Annotated in this window: 24 protein-coding genes; 15 read left to right on the top strand and 9 right to left on the bottom strand. The window is 68.6% G+C overall.

All coding sequences use genetic code 11. The features are described from left to right. Positions 1–44 precede the first annotated feature (44 nt). Positions 45–518 carry a hypothetical protein gene (locus O5I81_RS15615; RefSeq protein WP_271065784.1) on the bottom strand — a complete coding sequence of 158 codons (474 nt, stop codon included), beginning with the start codon at positions 516–518 and terminating at the stop codon, positions 45–47. Positions 519–909: 391 nt separating this feature from the next. Between O5I81_RS15615 and O5I81_RS15610 the strand changes: the two genes are divergently transcribed. The 13 genes from O5I81_RS15610 to O5I81_RS15550 all read left to right on the top strand — a co-directional run bounded on the left by O5I81_RS15610 (position 910) and on the right by O5I81_RS15550 (position 6122). Then, entirely contained in the window at positions 910–1248 is a 339-nt protein-coding gene (locus tag O5I81_RS15610) for a RebB family R body protein (RefSeq protein ID WP_271065783.1), read from the top strand. Between the two features lie 43 nt (positions 1249–1291). Next, a complete protein-coding gene (locus O5I81_RS15605) occupies positions 1292–1630 on the top strand; it encodes a RebB family R body protein (protein WP_271065782.1) in 339 nt (112 codons plus the stop codon). 44 nt (positions 1631–1674) lie between these two features. Then, positions 1675–1998, top strand: a complete 324-nt coding sequence (locus O5I81_RS15600; protein WP_271065781.1) for a RebB family R body protein — start codon at positions 1675–1677, stop codon at positions 1996–1998. A gap of 108 nt (positions 1999–2106) precedes the next feature. Beyond that, the gene (locus O5I81_RS15595) at positions 2107–2640 is read left to right on the top strand and encodes a RebB family R body protein (RefSeq protein WP_271065780.1); all 534 of its coding nucleotides are present in this window, start codon (positions 2107–2109) and stop codon (positions 2638–2640) included. Further along, complete coding sequence (locus tag O5I81_RS15590) at positions 2633–2932, top strand: hypothetical protein (protein WP_271065779.1); 300 nt, start codon at positions 2633–2635, stop codon at positions 2930–2932. Before O5I81_RS15595 ends, O5I81_RS15590 begins: the two co-directional genes overlap by 8 nt. 10 nt (positions 2933–2942) lie before the next feature. Further along, the gene (locus tag O5I81_RS15585; RefSeq protein ID WP_271065778.1) at positions 2943–3173 is read left to right on the top strand and encodes a RebB family R body protein; all 231 of its coding nucleotides are present in this window, start codon (positions 2943–2945) and stop codon (positions 3171–3173) included. Positions 3174–3193: 20 nt separating this feature from the next. Continuing rightward, on the top strand, positions 3194–3517 hold the full coding sequence (locus O5I81_RS15580; protein WP_271065777.1) for a RebB family R body protein: 324 nt from the start codon (positions 3194–3196) through the stop codon (positions 3515–3517). A gap of 18 nt (positions 3518–3535) precedes the next feature. Then, entirely contained in the window at positions 3536–3772 is a 237-nt protein-coding gene (locus tag O5I81_RS15575; RefSeq protein WP_271065776.1) for a RebB family R body protein, read from the top strand. A 30-nt stretch (positions 3773–3802) separates the two neighbouring features. After that, positions 3803–4183: a hypothetical protein gene (locus O5I81_RS15570; protein ID WP_271065775.1), complete on the top strand. Its 381-nt coding sequence runs from the start codon at positions 3803–3805 to the stop codon at positions 4181–4183. 21 nt (positions 4184–4204) lie between these two features. Continuing rightward, positions 4205–4528: a hypothetical protein gene (locus O5I81_RS15565; RefSeq protein WP_271065774.1), complete on the top strand. Its 324-nt coding sequence runs from the start codon at positions 4205–4207 to the stop codon at positions 4526–4528. Positions 4529–4531: 3 nt separating this feature from the next. Continuing rightward, positions 4532–4870, top strand: a complete 339-nt coding sequence (locus O5I81_RS15560) for a hypothetical protein (RefSeq protein ID WP_271065773.1) — start codon at positions 4532–4534, stop codon at positions 4868–4870. Then, entirely contained in the window at positions 4867–5199 is a 333-nt protein-coding gene (locus O5I81_RS15555; protein WP_271065772.1) for a hypothetical protein, read from the top strand. Before O5I81_RS15560 ends, O5I81_RS15555 begins: the two co-directional genes overlap by 4 nt. 215 nt (positions 5200–5414) lie before the next feature. Continuing rightward, positions 5415–6122 (top strand): sigma-70 family RNA polymerase sigma factor, encoded by a 708-nt coding sequence (locus O5I81_RS15550; RefSeq protein WP_271065771.1) that lies wholly within the window; start codon positions 5415–5417, stop codon positions 6120–6122. Here the strand turns inward: O5I81_RS15550 and O5I81_RS15545 are convergent. From O5I81_RS15545 to O5I81_RS15530, 4 genes are all read right to left on the bottom strand, one after another. Beyond that, positions 6119–8062: a S9 family peptidase gene (locus O5I81_RS15545; RefSeq protein WP_271065770.1), complete on the bottom strand. Its 1944-nt coding sequence runs from the start codon at positions 8060–8062 to the stop codon at positions 6119–6121. The two genes, O5I81_RS15550 and O5I81_RS15545, sit on opposite strands and share 4 nt — an antisense overlap. Before the next feature lie 125 nt (positions 8063–8187). Beyond that, positions 8188–8676, bottom strand: a complete 489-nt coding sequence (infC, locus tag O5I81_RS15540; protein WP_271065769.1) for a translation initiation factor IF-3 — start codon at positions 8674–8676, stop codon at positions 8188–8190. A 196-nt stretch (positions 8677–8872) separates the two neighbouring features. Then, entirely contained in the window at positions 8873–9841 is a 969-nt protein-coding gene (locus tag O5I81_RS15535; RefSeq protein ID WP_271065768.1) for a glycosyltransferase family 9 protein, read from the bottom strand. Continuing rightward, the gene (locus O5I81_RS15530) at positions 9841–11007 is read right to left on the bottom strand and encodes a glycosyltransferase family 4 protein (RefSeq protein ID WP_271065767.1); all 1167 of its coding nucleotides are present in this window, start codon (positions 11005–11007) and stop codon (positions 9841–9843) included. The genes O5I81_RS15535 and O5I81_RS15530 overlap by 1 nt, the downstream gene beginning before the upstream one ends. Positions 11008–11080: 73 nt before the next feature. Here O5I81_RS15530 and O5I81_RS15525 point away from each other — a divergent pair, with 73 nt between their 5' ends. Continuing rightward, positions 11081–11830, top strand: a complete 750-nt coding sequence (locus O5I81_RS15525; protein WP_271065766.1) for an alpha/beta hydrolase — start codon at positions 11081–11083, stop codon at positions 11828–11830. A gap of 162 nt (positions 11831–11992) precedes the next feature. Here the strand turns inward: O5I81_RS15525 and O5I81_RS15520 are convergent, their stop codons facing one another. The 3 genes from O5I81_RS15520 to O5I81_RS15510 all read right to left on the bottom strand — a co-directional run bounded on the left by O5I81_RS15520 (position 11993) and on the right by O5I81_RS15510 (position 14596). Continuing rightward, positions 11993–12853 (bottom strand): patatin-like phospholipase family protein, encoded by an 861-nt coding sequence (locus O5I81_RS15520; protein ID WP_271065765.1) that lies wholly within the window; start codon positions 12851–12853, stop codon positions 11993–11995. A 9-nt stretch (positions 12854–12862) separates the two neighbouring features. Further along, entirely contained in the window at positions 12863–13663 is an 801-nt protein-coding gene (locus O5I81_RS15515) for an NAD-dependent epimerase/dehydratase family protein (RefSeq protein ID WP_271069043.1), read from the bottom strand. A 66-nt stretch (positions 13664–13729) separates the two neighbouring features. Then, positions 13730–14596: a UTP--glucose-1-phosphate uridylyltransferase gene (locus O5I81_RS15510; protein ID WP_271065764.1), complete on the bottom strand. Its 867-nt coding sequence runs from the start codon at positions 14594–14596 to the stop codon at positions 13730–13732. A gap of 107 nt (positions 14597–14703) precedes the next feature. On the opposite strand from O5I81_RS15510, the gene O5I81_RS15505 reads away from it, so the two are divergent. Then, positions 14704–14973, top strand: coding sequence for a hypothetical protein (locus tag O5I81_RS15505; protein ID WP_271065763.1), 270 nt, complete (start codon positions 14704–14706; stop codon positions 14971–14973). A 160-nt stretch (positions 14974–15133) separates the two neighbouring features. Here the strand turns inward: O5I81_RS15505 and glmS are convergent, their stop codons facing one another. Then, positions 15134–16951 (bottom strand): glutamine--fructose-6-phosphate transaminase (isomerizing), encoded by a 1818-nt coding sequence (glmS, locus tag O5I81_RS15500; protein ID WP_271065762.1) that lies wholly within the window; start codon positions 16949–16951, stop codon positions 15134–15136. Positions 16952–17062 lie beyond the last annotated feature (111 nt).

Genomic DNA, 17062 nt, shown 5'->3' with positions numbered 1-17062 from the left:
CGCGGGGCAACGCGGCGGCCTGGCTCACGTCGGCGCCGGCCGGACTAGACGCGGTACCAGGCCAGGCCGACCTCATCGTTGACGGACCTGGTCTTGTAACCCTGCTGGTTGAGCGTCTGCTCGGTGCCGCCATCGATGAAGATGCCGAGCGTCAGCTTCTGGGATTTCGTATAGGTCGGCGAGACCTCCTGCAGCTTGTAGTAGTCGTTGTTCAGGCCCGAGACGAAGGTCCGGGCGCTGGGGATCGACTGGCACTTCAGTTCGACGACGATCCAGTCCTGCGACTGCAGGCTGGCGCCCTTGTTCAGCAGCAGGTCGGCGCGGCGCCCGTCGCCGTAGGCCAGGGCCTCGCGCTCGACCGAATAGGTGGGATCGACGCCGTTGATATAGGCCGCGATCTCGGCCTGGGCCCAGGCTTCCCAGCCGCCTTCCAGCGGCCAGACCCGGCCGAGGTTCACCAGGTTGCCGGAGGCCCATTTGTACACGAAGTCCAGAAATTCGCCGTCGGTCATGATCATGGTTTTGGTTCCTTCTGAGGAGGGTGGCCCGCCGTCCGGAGCGACCGGACAGCCGGGGCCGTGGCGAGGGGAAGGACCCTGATTTCCGGATAGGCCGCGCGCCGCCCGCACCGTGAGGACAAGGGCGACGTACCTGCTGAACCGCGACATGCAGCTGGTCCTCCGTCGCGGCGAGGCGTCGGGGTGACATCCGGCCGGACAGAGGGGTGACGGCAGAGCAGGCCGGTTGTGAAGGCGCGGCGGCCCCGCGCAAAAAAACAACTAACGGGCGTTCACAATTATGAACGTCGCCCGTCGAGGTTGTGGGGTCGCCTTGATCGGGGCCAGCGATCCCCACAGCAACCGGCCTCGATCCCCAATGGGCCCCAGCGGCCACGCGAAGGAGAATTCAATGGCTATCCCGACCCCGGTCAACGGTCAGATCACCGACGCCGTCACCCAGGCCAACGTCAAGGTGCTCGGCGACGCCCCGGCCATGGCCATGGGCGCGATCTACCAGTCGCTCGCCCATTCGACGGGCATTCTCTACGAGAACGCCACCTCGTCGCAGCAGCAGCTGGCCATCGCCGCCCAAGCGGCGACCAACCAGGGCGTCATCCAGATCTACAGCGTCGACACCATGGCCGGCGCCGTGGCGACCTCGAAGATCGCCCAGTCGGATGTGCCCGACAACATGCTGGCCCTGCTGTCCGCCCTGCGCGCCGTCGGCCCCGCCACCGCGATCGGCTGAGGCTGATCCGCGACCGCCCTTCAACCCGATGAGGATCTAGAACATGGCGCTTCCCACTCCCGTCAACGGCATGATCACTGACGCCGTCACCCAGGCCAACGTCAAGGTCCTGGGCGACGCCCCGGCCATGGCCATGGGCGCGATCTACCAGTCGCTCGCCCATTCCACCGGTATTCTCTACGAGAACGCCGCCTCCTCGCAGCAGCAGCTGGCCATCGCCGCCCAGGCGGCGACCAACCAGGGCGTCATCCAGATCTACAGCGTCGACACCATGGCTGGCGCCGTGGCGACCTCGAAGATCGCCCAGTCGGATACGCCCGACAACATGCTGGCCCTGCTGAGCGCCCTGCGCGCCGTCGGCCCCGCCACGGCCGTCGGTTGAGACCAGCGAACGCGGCCAACACCAACCTGATGAGGATCTAGAAAATGGCGCTTCCCACCCCCGTCAACGGCATGATCACCGATGCCGTCACCCAGGCCAACGTCAAGGTCCTGGGCGACGCCCCGGCGATGGCCATGGCCGCGATCTATCAGTCTCTGGCCCACTCCACCGGCATTCTCTACGAGAACGCCGCCTCCTCGCAGCAGCAGCTGGCCATCGCCGGCCAGGCGGCGACCAACCAGGGGGTCATCCAGATCTACAGCGTCGACACCATGGCCGGCGCCGTGGCGGCCAGCAAGATCGGGCAGTCCGATACGCCCGACACCCTGCTGTCCCTGCTGTCCGCCTTGCGCGCCACCCAGGTGTAGTCCGACGGCTGCGTCCGGCGCCGCCAGCGGGCGCCGAACGCCGCAAGTGACCAAGCGCAGTCGCGGCCGGGTGCTGGCGCCCACCGCATCTTTTTCCGGAGAACGGCCATGGCCGACGACGACAAGCCAAGAGACAGGATTGACCGCAAGGACAGATCTCAACGGGCCGCCGCCGACCAGGACCGGTTGGAGGCCAGCGCCTTCGAACGCGATCGCGACCCGCTGCCGCGGGATCCCGATGGCGGAGACAAGAAACGCCGCCGCAAACGTCGGAAAAATCGCGACAAGACCCGTTGGGACCGCGGGCCGTTCGGCCGCTTCGAGAATTTCGAAGACTACATGCGGATGACCATGGAGATGTGCCGCGATCCGCAAACCGCCAACATGGCGGGCGCGGTCGCCGAGACCATGCTGGCGACCATCGCCACGGGTCCCAGCTTCGCCGGCATGCAGAGCATGGTCTCGGCCAACCAGGCCAACAGCCTGATGTACTACAACGCCGTCGCCAACCAGCAGATGGGCAACATCGTCGGCATGGTGACCACCATGAACTGCGTCCAGGTCCTGCTGGGCAAGCAGGACGACCTGGTGCCGATGCCCGAATTCTCAGTCGCCTCGCGAATGGACCATCCCAATGGCTAGCAAGAGACAGGCGCGGAAGACCTACGACGAGGTGCTCGGGCTGGTGTCGCTGCTCTGCGGCGCCTCGGTCGGCAACGCCGGCGTCCTGACCCTTCTGCATTCGGCGGAAGCGTTCGGGGCGGGGTTGAAAACGGCCCAGCAGACCCATGCCGCCCTGGCGACGGTGCAGCTGTCGGCCCTGACCGACTGCCTGATCAGCCTGCGGCGGGACCAGCCGGTGGCGGCCGCCGCCACCGCCGGCTACGTCGCCGGCGCCAATGCGCTGCCGCCCGGCGCGCCGGTGGTGACGTAAGGAGCGCGCCATGGCCGACGGCACAGTCAATCCGCAGATCACCGACGCGGTCACCCAGACCAACGTCAAGGTGCTGGGCGAAGGCCCGGCCGAGGCGGTGTCCATGTCGGTCCAGGCGGTCGCCCATGGCACCGCCCTGGAAGTCGAGAACGCCGCCCAGACCCAGGGCGGGATGCAGCAGATCAACAACGCCGCGGTCGGCGGGTTGATCACCCAGATCATGAACATCCCCGTCCCATAGGCGGGAAACGGAAGGACCCGATGGCTTACCCCACCCTCGTCAACAGCAGGATCACCGATGCGGTGACGCAGACCGGTGTCGGCGTCCTCGCGGCGGCTCCGGCCATTGCGATGGGTTCGATCTACCAGAGTGCGGCCCACTCGATGTCGATCGTCTTCCAGAACACGGTCCAGGCCCAGATGCAGGCTTCGATCTGCGCCCAGGCCGCGACGAACCAGGGGGTGATGCAGATCTACGGCTCCGGCGCGGCGACTGTCGCCGCCGTCGCCAGCCGTCCCGCCAAACCCGACCCCGCCGTCCAGCTGCTGACGCTGCTGGTCGCCGCCAAGCTCTTGAATCTCTAGACCGAGGGGGACTGAACAATGGCACTGGACACGCCCGTCAACGGCCAGGTCACCGATGCGGTCACCCAGACCAACGTCAAGGTGCTGGGCGAAGCCCCGGCCCAGTCGATGGCCCTGGTCTACCAGAGCATGGCCCATTCCATCTCGCTGGCCATGCAGAACGCCCAGCAGGCGCAAGGGGGGCTGCAGCAGATCGGCAACGCCGTCACCTCCAGCGCCGTCACCATGATCATGAACGCGGTGCAGAAGCCATGACCGCCCGTTTGAGCCCAGGAGGCCGCCGCCATGGCCGATGACGCCGTCAATCCCCAGATCGTCGATGCGGTCACCACCTCCACCGAGTTCGCGCTCGGCTTCGCGGATCTGGGGACCCAGAGCACGGTCGCCGACACCCGCATCTCGGCCGGCGTCGCCATCTCCTATGACAAGGCGGCCCAGGCGGCCGCCATCTCGGTGCAGGACGCCGCCGACTACCAGCGCAACATGCTGTCGATCAGCACCGCCGTGCAGGGCAAGGCGATGGCGATGATCCTGGCCGGAACCCCGACGGAGGGCGCCCTGGTCGCCTATGCGCTGGGCCTGGTCAGTTCCTTCGCGGCGCCGATCGCCGCGGCCGTGGCGGCTGAATCCGTCACCCTGTCCCTGAAGACTTTTCCGCGTGCCTGACCCCAATCAAGGAGACCGCAGATGACCCGTTCCCGTGGAATTTATGGCGAGGCCGAGGCCGTCGTCGACGAGGCCCTGACCGTGGAGTGCGAGACGCGCTGGGAGACCGACGAACTGACCGGTCACCGCGACCGGCGGTTGACCGACCACGAGCAGGTCGGCGCGCTGTGGAAGGCCGTGGTGGCCGTCCGCAACCTGGCAACCAGCATGCAGAGCCCCTCGCGCCGGGACAATCCGTGGGGTGCGCTGGGTGTGACGATCGCCAACGACGCCACCGACATGCTCAAGACCATCAGCGACTACAAGGTCGCGGACGTCACCATCGTCGAAGAAGACGACGACTGAGCCATGCCTGCGTCTGCCCGGACATCGCCGCCACCGCCTCCTCCTCCCCCCGAGGATCCTGTCGTAGCGGAGGAGAAGGCGGCCATCGGCACGGCGTCCACGGCCATGATGGCCGCCGCCGCGACCCTGATCAGCGAGATGTTCGTCATCGCCGCCCAGCGGATGGAAGAGGCGACGAAGGACAAGCTGCCTCCGGACAGTCCGGTGCAGCGCTCCACCGCCGCCATGATCGCCCAGCTGCAGGCGCAACTGAACCGGGCGCTTGGCGTCACGCCGCAGGACGGCATGCCCGGACATGAGCCCAAGGCGAAACCGGGCGGGAACGCGGAGCCTGAGCCGTGAGCGGCCCCAACGCCCAGGCGACCCATCTGTACGACGCCGTCTCCTCCCAGAAGGAGCAGATCGTCGATGGTTTCGCCGAACAGCGCGAAGCCCTGAAAAAAGCCGTCGAGGACCAGCGCCTGGCGGCCATGCCCGAGCATATGCGGCGCGCCGCGCTCGGGCCCTCGGCCGCTGTCAGCGCCGAGATCGTTGAGTTGCTTCAGCGGATCATCGCCCGTGAAGTAACCAGACAACTTGAACTGGCAGTCCGCGCCATGATGACGCAGAGCCAAGCTGAAAAAGCCGCCGCGGACCAAGCGGCGGCTGGGGTTTTGACCAGCGAAACCTAGTCCCGGCGGACTATTTCAACCTGCGGCATTCACAAATTCCTAACTTTCCCGTCAAGGAAGTGTCGAGGGCGATACAATCTTATCGCGAAGTTGTCCGGGGTCGCGCTGAGCGCGCGTGACCTCACGGCTGCCCGCTGTCGCCTGTCGACTCGTACGTGGACCATACGTGGGACCCGCTCCCCGGTGGCAGACGGGGGTGATGGCGAATGAACGTCGTGCGGCTCTTTCCAGTCCCCAGCGAGGAGCTGGAGAGCGACGCCCCGCCGCCGCCCGTCCCGGCCCCGCCCGTGCAGACCGCCGCGCCGCCCATGGCGCGGATGGTCCGCCGCCGCGCCCCCTCGGCGGTGGAGATCCTGGCCGGAGGTCGCCTGACCCCGGCCGGGGTCATCGCCCGGGCGCTCGACCGACAGCCGACGCTCGACAGTTTCTGGGCCATCTGGCTGGCGCATCAGGATGCCCTGCGGCTGCGCAGCCTGCGGCTGTCCGGCGGCAATCGCGCCGACGCCGAGGACGCGCTCAGCAACACCATGCTGCGCGCCGCCCAGGCCTTCATGCGCCAGCCGGTCCAGAACCCCGGCGCCTGGCTGGTGCGGATTCTCCACAACGCCTGCATGGATCAGTACCGCCAGAAGGCCACCCAGGCCCCGATCGAGGGCGATGTCGCCGACACGCCTCCGACCGCCGCCCCGGGCCTGGTCAAGGCCGAGCCTTCGCCAGAGGAGGCGCTGTCGCAGGCCCAGCTGCAGGGCGCCTGGCGTCAGGCCCTGGCCATGCTGCCGGACAGCCTTGTCGATCCCCTGCGGCTGTACCTGGACGACTGGTCGGACGACGACATCGCCCTCCACCTGAACATCAGCCGTGAGCTGGTGCGCAAGCGCCGCCAACTGGCCAAGGAGAAGCTGCGCGCCCTGCTGAAGCTTTAGTTGGCCGGGTTGTGCTTCTCGACGAAGGCGACGGTGGCTTCCAGGGTCTGCAGGCGGGTGTCGCTGCGGGACAGCCAGTGGTCCTCGGCCTTGAGGGTGACCATCTCGACCGGGCGGCCGGCGCCGCGAAGGGCGTCGTACATCCGCTGGCTCTGGTTGTAGAGCACGACGGTGTCGTCCTTGCCGTGGATCAGCAGGACGGGGACGTCGCCGCCGGCGACATGGGCGACCGGCGAGATGGTGGTCAGGTCGCGGTCGCGGCGGTTCTCGACCCCCATGAAGCGCGACCAGTAGCGCTGGGTGGCCGTCTCGCGGCCGTTGTCGGACTTCAGTTCGTCGATCAGGAACTGCTTGAGGTCGGCGACCCCCGACACCGCCACGGCGCAGCGGTAGACGCCCTTGTCGAGGGTGGCTCCGGCCAGGGCCGCATAGCCGCCGTAGCTGGCCCCGACGATGCAGACGCGGGCCGGATCGATGGTCCCCTGGGCGGCCAGGAAGCGGACGCCGTCGGACAGGTCCGACTGCATCTTCTTGCCCCATTCGCCGTAGCCGGCCTCAAGGAACTTGCGGCCGAAACCGTCCGAACCGCGGAAATTGGGCTGCAGCACGGCGTAGCCGCGCGAGGCCAGCCCCTGCGCCCACCAGTCGAAGCCCGGCTGGTCGCGCACGGCCGGCCCGCCGTGCGGCATGACGATGAGCGGCAGCTTCTCGGCGGCGCGCCCCTTGGGCAGAGTCAGGTAGCCGGTGATCTCCAGGCCGTCGGCGGCCTTGTATTTGACGGCCCGCACCTCGGCGACGTCGGCGGCGGTGATGCCGCCATAGACCGAGCCCAGCACGCCGGCCGAGCCGGTGTCGAGGTCGACCAGGGCGTAGAAGGGCCCGGCCTTGGGATCCTCGACCTTGACGACGATCTTGCGGCGGTCGTCGCTCCAGGAGACCAGGTGGACCTGCATCCCGCCATAGGCCTTGCCGATACCGCGCCAGACGGCCTGGTCCTTCTTGTCGAAGAAGCTGTAGTTCAGGACGTCGCCGTCCAGCACCCAGGTCCCCATCAGGGCGTGGGTGGTCGGGTTGCGCAGCAGGCCGTCATAGCGCGGCAGGATGATCTCCCTGGGGGCCGAGCCGTCGGCCGGGTATTCACGGGTGACCAGCCGGTCGCTCTCGTCGTCGCTGGTGATCAGCAGCAGCGACTTCCCGTCCTGGCCCAGGCCCGCCAGGAAGGGAGGGTTGATGGGGGCGACCATGCTGTCGACCTCCTCCCAGCGCTTGTTCCGCTGCAGGCGCAGGGCCCATTCACCGGTGACCGAGTTGTATTCGGTCTGGGCGATCGGCGTGCCATCGGCGGCGACGACCCAGTCGGAGGTGTAGGGGCGGCCCTGCTGGTGGACGCGGGTGGAGCCGTTCGCCAGCTTGATGTCGAACAGGCTGTTGCGGCCCCGCTCGCCGCCGGCCCAGTGAACGCCCTCGACGATGACGTGCGGCTCGCCGCCGATCATCCGCACCTGCGGCGGGCCGATGACGACGTTCATGGAGTCCGGGGCCTTTTCCATCAACAGGCGGGTCTTCCGGGTGGTCATGTCGTAGGCCAGGACCTGCAGGTATTCGCGCTTCGGGCCCGCCAGGCCGGGGACATAGGTGGTCGAGGTGATGGAGATCAGCAGGTAGCCGGAGGTCGCCCACTGGATCTCGCGCACCTTGCGGTCGCCAGCGTTGAGGGTGGCGATCACCTTGCCGTCGCCCACGGCCTTGATCAGCACCAGCCGGGCGTCGCCGTTGGTCACCGCGTAGGCGACCATGCTGGCGTCGGGCGAGATCTGGGCGTCCTCGATCAGGGGCAGGCGACCAAAGGCCGACAAAGGCGCGGCCAGTGATGGGCTTGCGAACGCCAGAGCGCCCAACATCAGGACGACAATCGTCAGGCCACGCGACAACAACTTCATGACTACGCCCCCCAGGCCCGACTGATGGGCCAGTGGCGATGCTAGCAAACCCTGGAAATGCCGTCCGCAACGAAAAACACCCCGGCGCGAGCCGGGGTGTTGAACGTCTTGCCGATGTATCGGTCCTAGCGCGGGGCGAGGATCATGATCATCTGGCGGCCTTCCATCTTGGGCTCGTGCTCGACCTTGGCGACCTCGTCGAAGTCGGCCTTGACCTTGTTGAGCAGCTTCATGCCCAGTTCCGGGTGCGCCATTTCACGGCCGCGGAAGCGCAGGGTCACCTTGACCTTGTCGCCCTCCTCGAAGAAGCGGTGCATCGACTTGGCCTTCACGTCGTAGTCGTGAATGTCGATGTTGGGCCGCAGCTTGATTTCCTTGAGCTCGACGATCTTCTGCCGCTTGCGGGCCTCGTTCTTCTTCTTCTGCTCCTGGAACTTGAACTTGCCATAGTCCAGGATCTTGCAGACCGGCGGATTGGCGTTGGGGACGATCTCGACGAGGTCGAGACCGGCCTCTTCAGCCGCTTCGAGAGCGGCGGAGATGGGCATTTCACCCTGCTTCTCGCCGTTCTGATCGATCAGAAGAACACGGGGAACGCGAATGTCTTCATTCATGCGCGGCCCGTCTTTCACGGGCGGCGTATTGTTAGGGCGGCGAATAGGCTTCTGCTCCGGGCTGTTACGACGAAAGGCGCGGCTCGCCTGAGGCGTTCCGCGTCCTGGCGAGGATATATGACCCTTAGCCCGGTGCGCCGCAAGTCACGTTCAGGGTTCGAAGGCCCGGACGGTGAATCCTGTGCCCGCGGCGCCGCTAGCGGGGCAGCAGCGAGAAGCTGGCGTTGGCCACCGTATCGACGGACATGTCCGCCAGGCTCGGCGCATGCAGCACGGCGACATGGCCGCGCGGGCCGCTGACCGAGGCGTCCGAGTTGGCCGAGAACAGGGCCACGGTCGGGGCCCCGGCGGCGGCGATCAGGTGCAGCGGGCCGGTGTCGTTGCCGACCGCCAGCACCGAGCGGGCGCCGAGCAGGGCGATCTGGGCAAAATCGGTGCGCCCCGTGAGGTCGCGGGCCCGGCCGACGGTCTTCTGGATGGTGCGGGCCAGGGCGCTTTCCTGCGGTCCGCCGATGATGACGATGTCGTAGCCGGCGTTGAACAGCCGGCCGGCCAGTTCCGAGAACTTCTCGATCGGCCAGCGCTTCTCCGGCGCCTTCTCGTTGCCGCCTGGCACCAGCAGCACGAAGGGGCGCGGGGCCTGGGCGCCGGGGGTCGGTCGCTGCTCGGGCGCGCGGCGGATGATCCAGGAGAGGTCGGGGGAGGGGGCGTCGCCGGGGGCGGTCGGCGCGTCCGGCCAGATGCCGGCCACCTGCAGCTGCTCGGCCTGGCGCTCGAGGATGTGCATCCGCTCGCGGTTGGGGTTGCGGTGGCGGAACTTGGCGCCGGCTACCGGGCCCGACCAGGGCGGCGGGAAGGGCCGCAGCATGTTGAACAGCGAGGCCGAGGCGGCATTGCCCTGCAGGTCGTAGACCCGGGCGTATTTGGCGGCCTTGATCGACTTGCGCAGGGCCAGCCATTCGCCGGGATTGCCGGGCGCGCCGTTCGTGTCGACGTCGTTGAAATAGGGGCTGGTCTTGGCCAACGCCTCGAAGGCGGGGATGGTCAGCAGGGTGATGCGCGCGCGCGGGTGGGCGGCCCTGATGCGCCGCATGGCGGCCAGGGACAGCACAAATTCGCCGATGGTCCCGGCCTGTACGACCAGGATCTTCTCGAAACTCGCCATCAGGCCCGACTCTCCAGAATGCGAGCATAGACGGCGAGCGTGGCTTCGCACATGGCTTCAACCGAGTAGAGTTTTTTGGCGCGGGCCTGGCCGGCATCGCCCATGGTCCGGCGGCGGGTGGCGTCCGTGTCCATGGCCTGGCTGAGGCCCCTGGCCCAGGCTTCGGCGTCGCCGACCGGAAGACGCCAGCCGGTCTCGCCCTCGACGACGGTCTCGCGGGCCCCGCCATGGTCGCTGACCAGCACCGGTCGGCCCATGGCCTGGGGCTCGACGGCGGTGCGGCCGAAGCTTTCCGGCTGGGTCGAGGGCAGCAGGGCGAAGTCGGCCAGGCGATAGGCGGCCGGCATGTCGTCGCAATGGCCGACCAGCTTGATGTTGTCGCTCAGGCCGCCGGCGCTGATCGCGTCTTCCACTTCCTGGCGGTAGTCAGTGCGGCCCTGGTCGTCGCCGACGAAGAGGATCAGGAAGTCTGTGCGGCCTTCCGCCTTCAGCCGGGCGGCGGCGTCGACGATGGTCCTGTGACCCTTCAGCCGGGTGATGCGGCCGCCGAGCACGAAGACGGTGCGGCCATCGGCCTTGCCGAGGTTCCAGAGGTCGCGCAGGGCCTGCACCCGGGCGGCGGTGACCTTGCGCGGATCGAAGCGGGCCAGATCGACGCCGCGCGGGATGGAGATGACCTTGTCCGGGGCCGCGTCATGGGCGGCGATGACGTGGTCGCGGGTGTAGTCGCTGTTGGCGATGACGAGATCGCCCCGGGTCATCACCGCATTGTACCAGCGCTTGAGGCCCGACCTGGCGTTGTAGATGCCGTGGTAGGTGGCGACGAAGGGGACCCTGGTCGCGTGCGCCGCCCACAGGGCGCTGAAGGCCGGGGCGCGGCTGCGGGCATGGACGATGCTGATCTTCTCCTTGCGGATCAGGTCGATCAGCCGGGCGGCGTTGCCCATCATCACCAGCGGATTCTTGCTGTGCGCCGGCATCAGAACCAGGCGCCCGCCGTCGGCTTCCAGGCGCGAGGCCATCCTTCCGCCGCGTGTCGCCACATAGGCCCGGCCGCCGGCGTTCACCACGGCCTGGGCGATGTCGATGGCGGTCTGCTCGGCGCCGCCGGTCTCGAGTTCGGGGACCACCTGCAGCAGCGCAAAATCCGGGGGCAGGTTGGCCAAGGCGGCGGTTACTTCCTTCAGGACGCGGAATGGGGTTAGGGAGCGTAGATAGGCCAATCAGGAGCCCGGCGCCATGACCGAGACCAGCGGATTTCTGGAGCGTGAAGACGGCGAACGCCTGGCCTGGAAAGCCGTTGCCGGGCAGGGGCCGACGGTGGTCTGGCTGGGCGGCTTCATGTCCGACATGGCCGGGACCAAGGCCCAGGCGCTGGCCGACTGGGCGATGGCGAAGGACCGGGCCTTCGTGCGCTTCGACTACCTGGGCCACGGCGAATCGAGCGGGGCGTTCCGGGACGGGACGATCAGCCGTTGGCGCGAGGACTCGCTGGCCGTGATCGACCAGCTTACCGATGGTCCGCTGATCCTGGTCGGCTCCTCGATGGGCGGCTGGATCAGCTGCCTGGTCGGCGCGGTGCGGGCCGAACGCCTGGCCGGCATGGTGCTGATCGCCCCGGCCGCCGACTTCACCGAAAAGCTGATGGCGCCGGGCTTTCCGCCCGAGGCCCACGCCGCCCTGGCCGCGACGGGCGAGTGGATCCGGCCCAGCCTCTATGACGAAGGCGGCTATCCGATCACCCGCGGTCTGCTGGAAGACGGCGCCCGCTGGTCGATCCTGCCCGGGCCCGTGCCCATCGAGGTCCCGGTGCGCATCCTGCAGGGCGCCGAGGACCCGGACGTGCCGTGGGCGCATGCGCTGGCGCTGGCCCAGGCGATCAAGGGCGAGGACGTGGTCTTCACGCTGATCAAGGACGGCGACCACCGGCTGTCGAGGCCGCAGGACATCGCGCGGCTGATTGGGGCGGTGGAAGAGCTGGCCGGGTAAAGCGCAGTTCCGCCCCCCAGGGGGCGGGGGACCACGCGCGAATACGCGCGTGGTGGTGGGGGTCACCGTCGTCGAAGAATGACACCTGCGCGATGTCGTCGACCCTTGACCCCCCTCAGTCGGCTTCGCCGACAGCTCCCCCTGAGGGGGAGCGACTGCCGTTCATGCCCAGAACGCCTTGATCCGCTCCGCCTCGGCCAGACCCTGGGCGTGGCCGGCGCGGGCGATGTCGCCGCGCCGTGAGCCGTCCATCAGGTTGGGACCAAAGGCTTCCCCGCTGCCGGCGTCGGGAACGATTAGGGCGGCCTCACCGCCCGCCGCGCGGACCTGGTCCAGTTCGGCGTCGAGGCCGGGCTGCATGAAGGGCAGGAAGGCGGGCGGGGCGACGGCGACCAGCAGGACCTTGCCGTAGGCCTTGGCGAGGTCGGCGTTGGTGCCGGAGCGCATGCCGCCGTCGATGTAGCGGCGGCCCTCGATGGTGATCGGCGGGAAGATGGTCGGCACCGAACAGCTGGAGGCGATGGCGCGGATCAGCGGCGCGGCCTTGTCGCCATCCCAGATGACGAGTTCGCCGTCGGCGGTGTCCACGGCCGTGCAGGCGTAGCCGGTGGGCCAGGGACCCTCGTGCTCGGCCAGCGGGCCGAAGCCGGTGATGAAGGCCTCTTCCGACGGGGTCTGGGCGTCCAGCGCCATCTTCGCCAGTTTAAGGCGGCCCTCGACGGCCAGCGGCTCGCCGGGCGGCTTGCTCATCATGACGCTCATCAGCGGCGTCAGGTCGGGGGCGGGGCGGCCGGTCGGGGCGGCCTCCTTGATCTGGTCGGCGGCGGCGAATTCGGCGCGCAGCATGGCGGCCGGGTCGCGGGTCAGGGCGAGATGGGCCCCGACGAAGGAGCCGGCCGAGGTGCCGAGAATCCAGTCGGCGTCGGAGACATCGACCCCGCCGTCGGCCAGCCCGGCCAGCAGGCCCGTCTCCCAGGCGATCCCCACCGGACCGCCGCCACCCAGAACCAGCGCCTTGCTCATGCTCATCCCCTATTTTTGGGAGAGGATAGCGGCCAGGCCCTCGCGATAGGAAGGGTAGATCGGCCGCCAGCCGAGTTCGGCCTTGGCCCGGGCGTTGGAGACGCGCTTGTTCTCGGCCCAGAAGCGGCGGGCGGGAGCCGGCATCCCGGCTTCGTCGTAGGGAATTTCCGGTGGCGGGGCCTGGCCCATCAGGGCGGCGGCCCAGGCGTTGACCACATGGGTGGGGGCCGGCACGTCATCGACCACGTTGTAGATTCCGCCGGCGCGCGGTCGGGCGATGGAGGCGGCCAGGGCGCCGGCGATGTCTTCCACATGGATGCGGCTGAACACCTGGCCCGGCTTGACGATGTTGCGCACCGTGCGCTCGCGCAGCCGCTCAAGCGGCGAGCGGCCCGGGCCGTAGATGCCGGGCAGGCGGAAGATCTGCACCGTCAGCCCCATGCCGCGCCCGACCTCCAGCCAGTCACGCTCGGCGGCGACGCGGCGGCCAGCCTCGATGCTGCGGGCGTGCAGGGGGGTGGTCTCGAAGCACCAGCGGCCCTCGCGGTCGCCATAGACGCCGGTGGTCGAGAGATAGCCGATCCAGTCGGGAAAGGCGCCGGCCTTGGCGATGGCCGGAACCAGCGCTTCCAGGGCCGGGCAGCCGAGCTCGGTCGGGGCCGGGGTGACCAGGATGGCGGTCATCGGCGGGGCGGCGACCAGGGCGGCCTGGTCGCGACTGTCGACGGGGGTGACGCCGGCGGCGCGGGCCTCCTCGGCCGAGGCCTCCGAACGGACGGCCGCCCAGACCTCCCAGCCGGCGGCCTGCATGCGGGCGGCGAAGACGCGGCCCGTGTAGCCGAAGCCGAAGATGAGGAGGCGGTTCACCCGATCCGCCTACAGCAGCGCCGTCACGGCCTCCCGGGCCGCCGCGCCCAGTTCCGGGTGTTGCAGCGCATAGGCGACGTTGGCCCGCAGCAGGCCGATCTTGTCGCCGCAATCGTAGGTGACGCCCTCGTATTCCAGGGCGTGGAAGGGCTCCAGCGCCATCAGCCGGACCATGGCGTCGGTCAGCTGGATCTCGCCGCCGGCGCCCTTGCCCTGGTCGGCCAGCAGGCTGAAGATTTCCGGCTGCAGGATGTAGCGGCCGGAGATGAACAGGTTGGAGGGCTCGGTTCCCAGCGGCGGTTTCTCGACCATGCCGGTCATGCGGTTGAGGCGGCCTTCGCGGCCGTCCAGCGCGACGATGCCGTACTTGTGGGTCTCGCCTTCCGGGGCCGGCTCGACGACGACGATGTTGCCCCCGACCTGGTTGTAGGCGTCCATCGCCTGCTTCAGCGGGGCGACCGGCGCGTGCATCAGCATGTCGGGCAGCATGACGGCGAAGGGCTCGTCGCCGATGATGTCGCGGGCGCACCAGACGGCGTGTCCAAGGCCCTGGGGCGACATCTGGCGCACGAAGCTCATCTCGCCGGGCCGGGGCAGGTCGGCGAGGACAGCCTCGAGAATGTCGGTCTTGCCCTTGGCGGCCAGCTGGGCCTCCATTTCGACGTGGTGGTCGAAATAGTCCTCGATGGCCTGCTTGCCGCGTCCGGTGACGAAGACGAAGTGCTCGATGCCCGCCGCGCGGCCCTCGGCGATGATGTAGCTGAGGATCGGCCGATCGACGATGTTGAGCATTTCCTTGGGCGTCGTCTTGGCGCCGGGCAGCACGCGCGTGCCCAGGCCCGCGACCGGAAGGACGGCTTTGCGGACAGGTTTCATGGGAGATCAGGTATCCGAACGACGATCACAATTCCAGCCGGGACGGAACGCCCGGAATGGGTGGTGGTTCTGGGAGCATCACAAGTTCACGCGCTGGAGGCCCGCCCATGAAAACCTTCCTGACCATCGCCGTCGCGGCCGGGACCACCCTGGCCCTGATGGCCTGCGGCAAACCGGGGAGCGAGGCGCCGGCGGCGGCCGAAACCACGACCTCGCCGGCAGCGCCGCCGACTGATGGTCCGCCGCCGCCGACCGACGCGACGCCCGCGCCACCGATGTCCGCGCCCGATCCCACCGATCCGACCAGGGTCCCGCCGGACGTGGTCGCACCTGCTCCGGGCGAGGGGGACCAGACCAGGCCGATGCCGCCGAGCTAGGGTAAGTAACCCTACTATCCGACTACCCCGACGAAAGTCGGGGCCCAGCTGGCAGGCGGCAAAAGGTTCAGCGCTGATGAGCGCCTGAGCCTGCAACGTCGGTGGACACTGGGTCCCGACTTTCGTCGGGATGATCGGTGTTGAGGTGGGGCCTGTTGGCCTATTCCACCGTCACCGATTTCGCGAGATTGCGCGGCTGGTCGACGTCGGCGCCCTTCTGGACGGCCACGTGGTAGGCCAGCAGCTGGATCGGGGCGGCGAAGACCAGGGGGGCGATCAGGGGGTCGCAGGTCGGGGCGATGATGACGTCCGCGCCTTCCGGGGCGTGGCGGGCGCCGGCCTCGTCGGTGATCATGATCACATGGCCGCCGCGGGCGACAACCTCGCTCATGTTGCTGACCGTCTTCTCGAACAGGGCGTCCGAGGGGGCGATGATGATGATCGGGGTGTGCTCGTCGACGAGCGCTATGGGGCCGTGCTTGAGTTCGCCCGCCGCATAGCCCTCGGCGTGGATGTAGCTGATTTCCTTGAGCTTCAGGGCGCCTTCGTAGGCCAGCGGGGCCATCGGGCCGCGGCCGAGATAGAGCACGTCGCGGGCCCGGGCGATCTTGGGGGCCAGGGCAGTGACGGCGGCCTCGACGTCGAGGGATTCGCCGACCAGGCGCGGGGCTTCCAGCAGGACGCGGGCGAGGTGGTGTTCCTGGTCCTCGGTGATGCGGCCACGGGCGGCGGCGGCGGCGACGGCGAGCGCGAGCAGGGCGGTGACCTGGCTGGTGAAGGCCTTGGTCGAGGCGACCCCGATCTCCGGACCGGCGTGGGTCGGCCAGAGGACGTCGGCCTCGCGGGCCATGGTGCTCTCATGGCTGTTGACGATGGCGGCGGTCTTCAAGCCCTTCGACTGGCACCAGCGCAGGGCGGCAAGGGTGTCGGCGGTCTCGCCCGACTGGCTGACGGCGATGGCCAGCGTGCCCGGCGTCACGGCCGGTTCGCGGTAGCGGAACTCCGAGGCGATCTCGACGTCGCAGGGCAGGCCGGCCAGGCGCTCGAAGGTGTAGCGGGCGATGGAGGCCGCGTAGAAGGCGGTGCCGCAGGCGACGATCTGGACGCGCTCGACGGCCTTGAAGTCGAAGTCGCCGGGGGCCTTCACTGTGCCGCTGACGGCGTCGAGGTAGGCGGTCAGGGTATGCTGGCAGGCGTCGGGCTGTTCGTAGATTTCCTTGACCATGAAGTGGCGGTGGTTGCCCTTTTCGACCAGGGCGGCCGAGGCGCTGACCAGCTTCACGGGGCGGGAGACGGCGTTGCCGTCGGCGTCGAAGATGCGCGAGGAATCGTCGTCGATGGCGACGAAATCGCCTTCTTCCAGATAGATGATCCTGTTGGTGAAGGGGCCGACGGCCAGGGCGTCGCTGCCCAGGAACATCTCGCCATCCCCCTCGCCGACCACCAGGGGGCTGCCGCGCCGGGCGCCGAGAACCAGGCGGTCATGGCCCTCGATCAGCACGGCCAGGGCAAAGGCGCCGGTCAGGCGGTCCAGCGTGGACTTCAGGGCGACCAGCGGCGCGTCGCCGGCGGCGATGCGGCTGTCGATCAGCTGGGCGATGACCTCGGTGTCGGTTTCGCTTTCGAAGATGCGCCCCGTGGCCTGCAGCTCGGCCTTCAGTTCGGCGAAGTTCTCGATGATGCCGTTATGGACCAGGGTGACCTTGCCGGCCTTGTGCGGGTGGGCGTTGGGCACGTTGGGGACGCCGTGGGTGGCCCAGCGGGTGTGGCCAATGCCGACGGTGGCGGTCAGGGGCTCGGCGGCCAGCACTTCTTCCAGAGCCTTGATCTTGCCCTTGGCGCGGCGGCGTTCGACGCCGCTCCCGACGACGCCGGCGATGCCGGCCGAGTCATAGCCGCGGTACTCGAGCCGCTTGAGGCTCTCGATCAGGCGCTCTGAGACGGAGCTCTTGCCGACAATGCCGATGATGCCGCACATGCTGGGGACCGTCCTGTAGTCAACGAGTAAGCTAAGGCGCCATTAGCACCGCCCGGCGCAAGCGGGGCATGAAAATGCGTTGCAGACTGTTGCGTTAAGACTTTCGGCTAC

The organism is Caulobacter sp. NIBR1757, from assembly GCF_027912495.1.
Lineage (GTDB): Bacteria > Pseudomonadota > Alphaproteobacteria > Caulobacterales > Caulobacteraceae > Caulobacter.
Note: the sequence above shows the minus strand (reverse complement) of the source record. Positions and strands in the feature narration are given on the sequence as shown.

Excerpts from the sequence above, each read along its gene's own strand:
- O5I81_RS15615 (WP_271065784.1), bottom strand. The coding sequence starts at position 518 with ATGATCATGACCGACGGCGAATTTCTGGACTTCGTGTACAAATGGGCC.
- O5I81_RS15585 (WP_271065778.1), top strand. The coding sequence starts at position 2,943 with ATGGCCGACGGCACAGTCAATCCGCAGATCACCGACGCGGTCACCCAG.
- O5I81_RS15560 (WP_271065773.1), top strand. The coding sequence starts at position 4,532 with ATGCCTGCGTCTGCCCGGACATCGCCGCCACCGCCTCCTCCTCCCCCC.
- O5I81_RS15545 (WP_271065770.1), bottom strand. The coding sequence starts at position 8,062 with ATGAAGTTGTTGTCGCGTGGCCTGACGATTGTCGTCCTGATGTTGGGC.
- O5I81_RS15510 (WP_271065764.1), bottom strand. The coding sequence starts at position 14,596 with ATGAAACCTGTCCGCAAAGCCGTCCTTCCGGTCGCGGGCCTGGGCACG.
- O5I81_RS15515 (WP_271069043.1), bottom strand. The coding sequence starts at position 13,663 with ATGCAGGCCGCCGGCTGGGAGGTCTGGGCGGCCGTCCGTTCGGAGGCC.
- O5I81_RS15605 (WP_271065782.1), top strand. The coding sequence starts at position 1,292 with ATGGCGCTTCCCACTCCCGTCAACGGCATGATCACTGACGCCGTCACC.
- O5I81_RS15580 (WP_271065777.1), top strand. The coding sequence starts at position 3,194 with ATGGCTTACCCCACCCTCGTCAACAGCAGGATCACCGATGCGGTGACG.
- O5I81_RS15565 (WP_271065774.1), top strand. The coding sequence starts at position 4,205 with ATGACCCGTTCCCGTGGAATTTATGGCGAGGCCGAGGCCGTCGTCGAC.
- infC (WP_271065769.1), bottom strand. The coding sequence starts at position 8,676 with ATGAATGAAGACATTCGCGTTCCCCGTGTTCTTCTGATCGATCAGAAC.
- O5I81_RS15535 (WP_271065768.1), bottom strand. The coding sequence starts at position 9,841 with ATGGCGAGTTTCGAGAAGATCCTGGTCGTACAGGCCGGGACCATCGGC.
- O5I81_RS15525 (WP_271065766.1), top strand. The coding sequence starts at position 11,081 with ATGACCGAGACCAGCGGATTTCTGGAGCGTGAAGACGGCGAACGCCTG.
- O5I81_RS15590 (WP_271065779.1), top strand. The coding sequence starts at position 2,633 with ATGGCTAGCAAGAGACAGGCGCGGAAGACCTACGACGAGGTGCTCGGG.
- O5I81_RS15610 (WP_271065783.1), top strand. The coding sequence starts at position 910 with ATGGCTATCCCGACCCCGGTCAACGGTCAGATCACCGACGCCGTCACC.
- O5I81_RS15575 (WP_271065776.1), top strand. The coding sequence starts at position 3,536 with ATGGCACTGGACACGCCCGTCAACGGCCAGGTCACCGATGCGGTCACC.
- glmS (WP_271065762.1), bottom strand. The coding sequence starts at position 16,951 with ATGTGCGGCATCATCGGCATTGTCGGCAAGAGCTCCGTCTCAGAGCGC.
- O5I81_RS15520 (WP_271065765.1), bottom strand. The coding sequence starts at position 12,853 with ATGAGCAAGGCGCTGGTTCTGGGTGGCGGCGGTCCGGTGGGGATCGCC.
- O5I81_RS15505 (WP_271065763.1), top strand. The coding sequence starts at position 14,704 with ATGAAAACCTTCCTGACCATCGCCGTCGCGGCCGGGACCACCCTGGCC.
- O5I81_RS15600 (WP_271065781.1), top strand. The coding sequence starts at position 1,675 with ATGGCGCTTCCCACCCCCGTCAACGGCATGATCACCGATGCCGTCACC.
- O5I81_RS15570 (WP_271065775.1), top strand. The coding sequence starts at position 3,803 with ATGGCCGATGACGCCGTCAATCCCCAGATCGTCGATGCGGTCACCACC.
- O5I81_RS15595 (WP_271065780.1), top strand. The coding sequence starts at position 2,107 with ATGGCCGACGACGACAAGCCAAGAGACAGGATTGACCGCAAGGACAGA.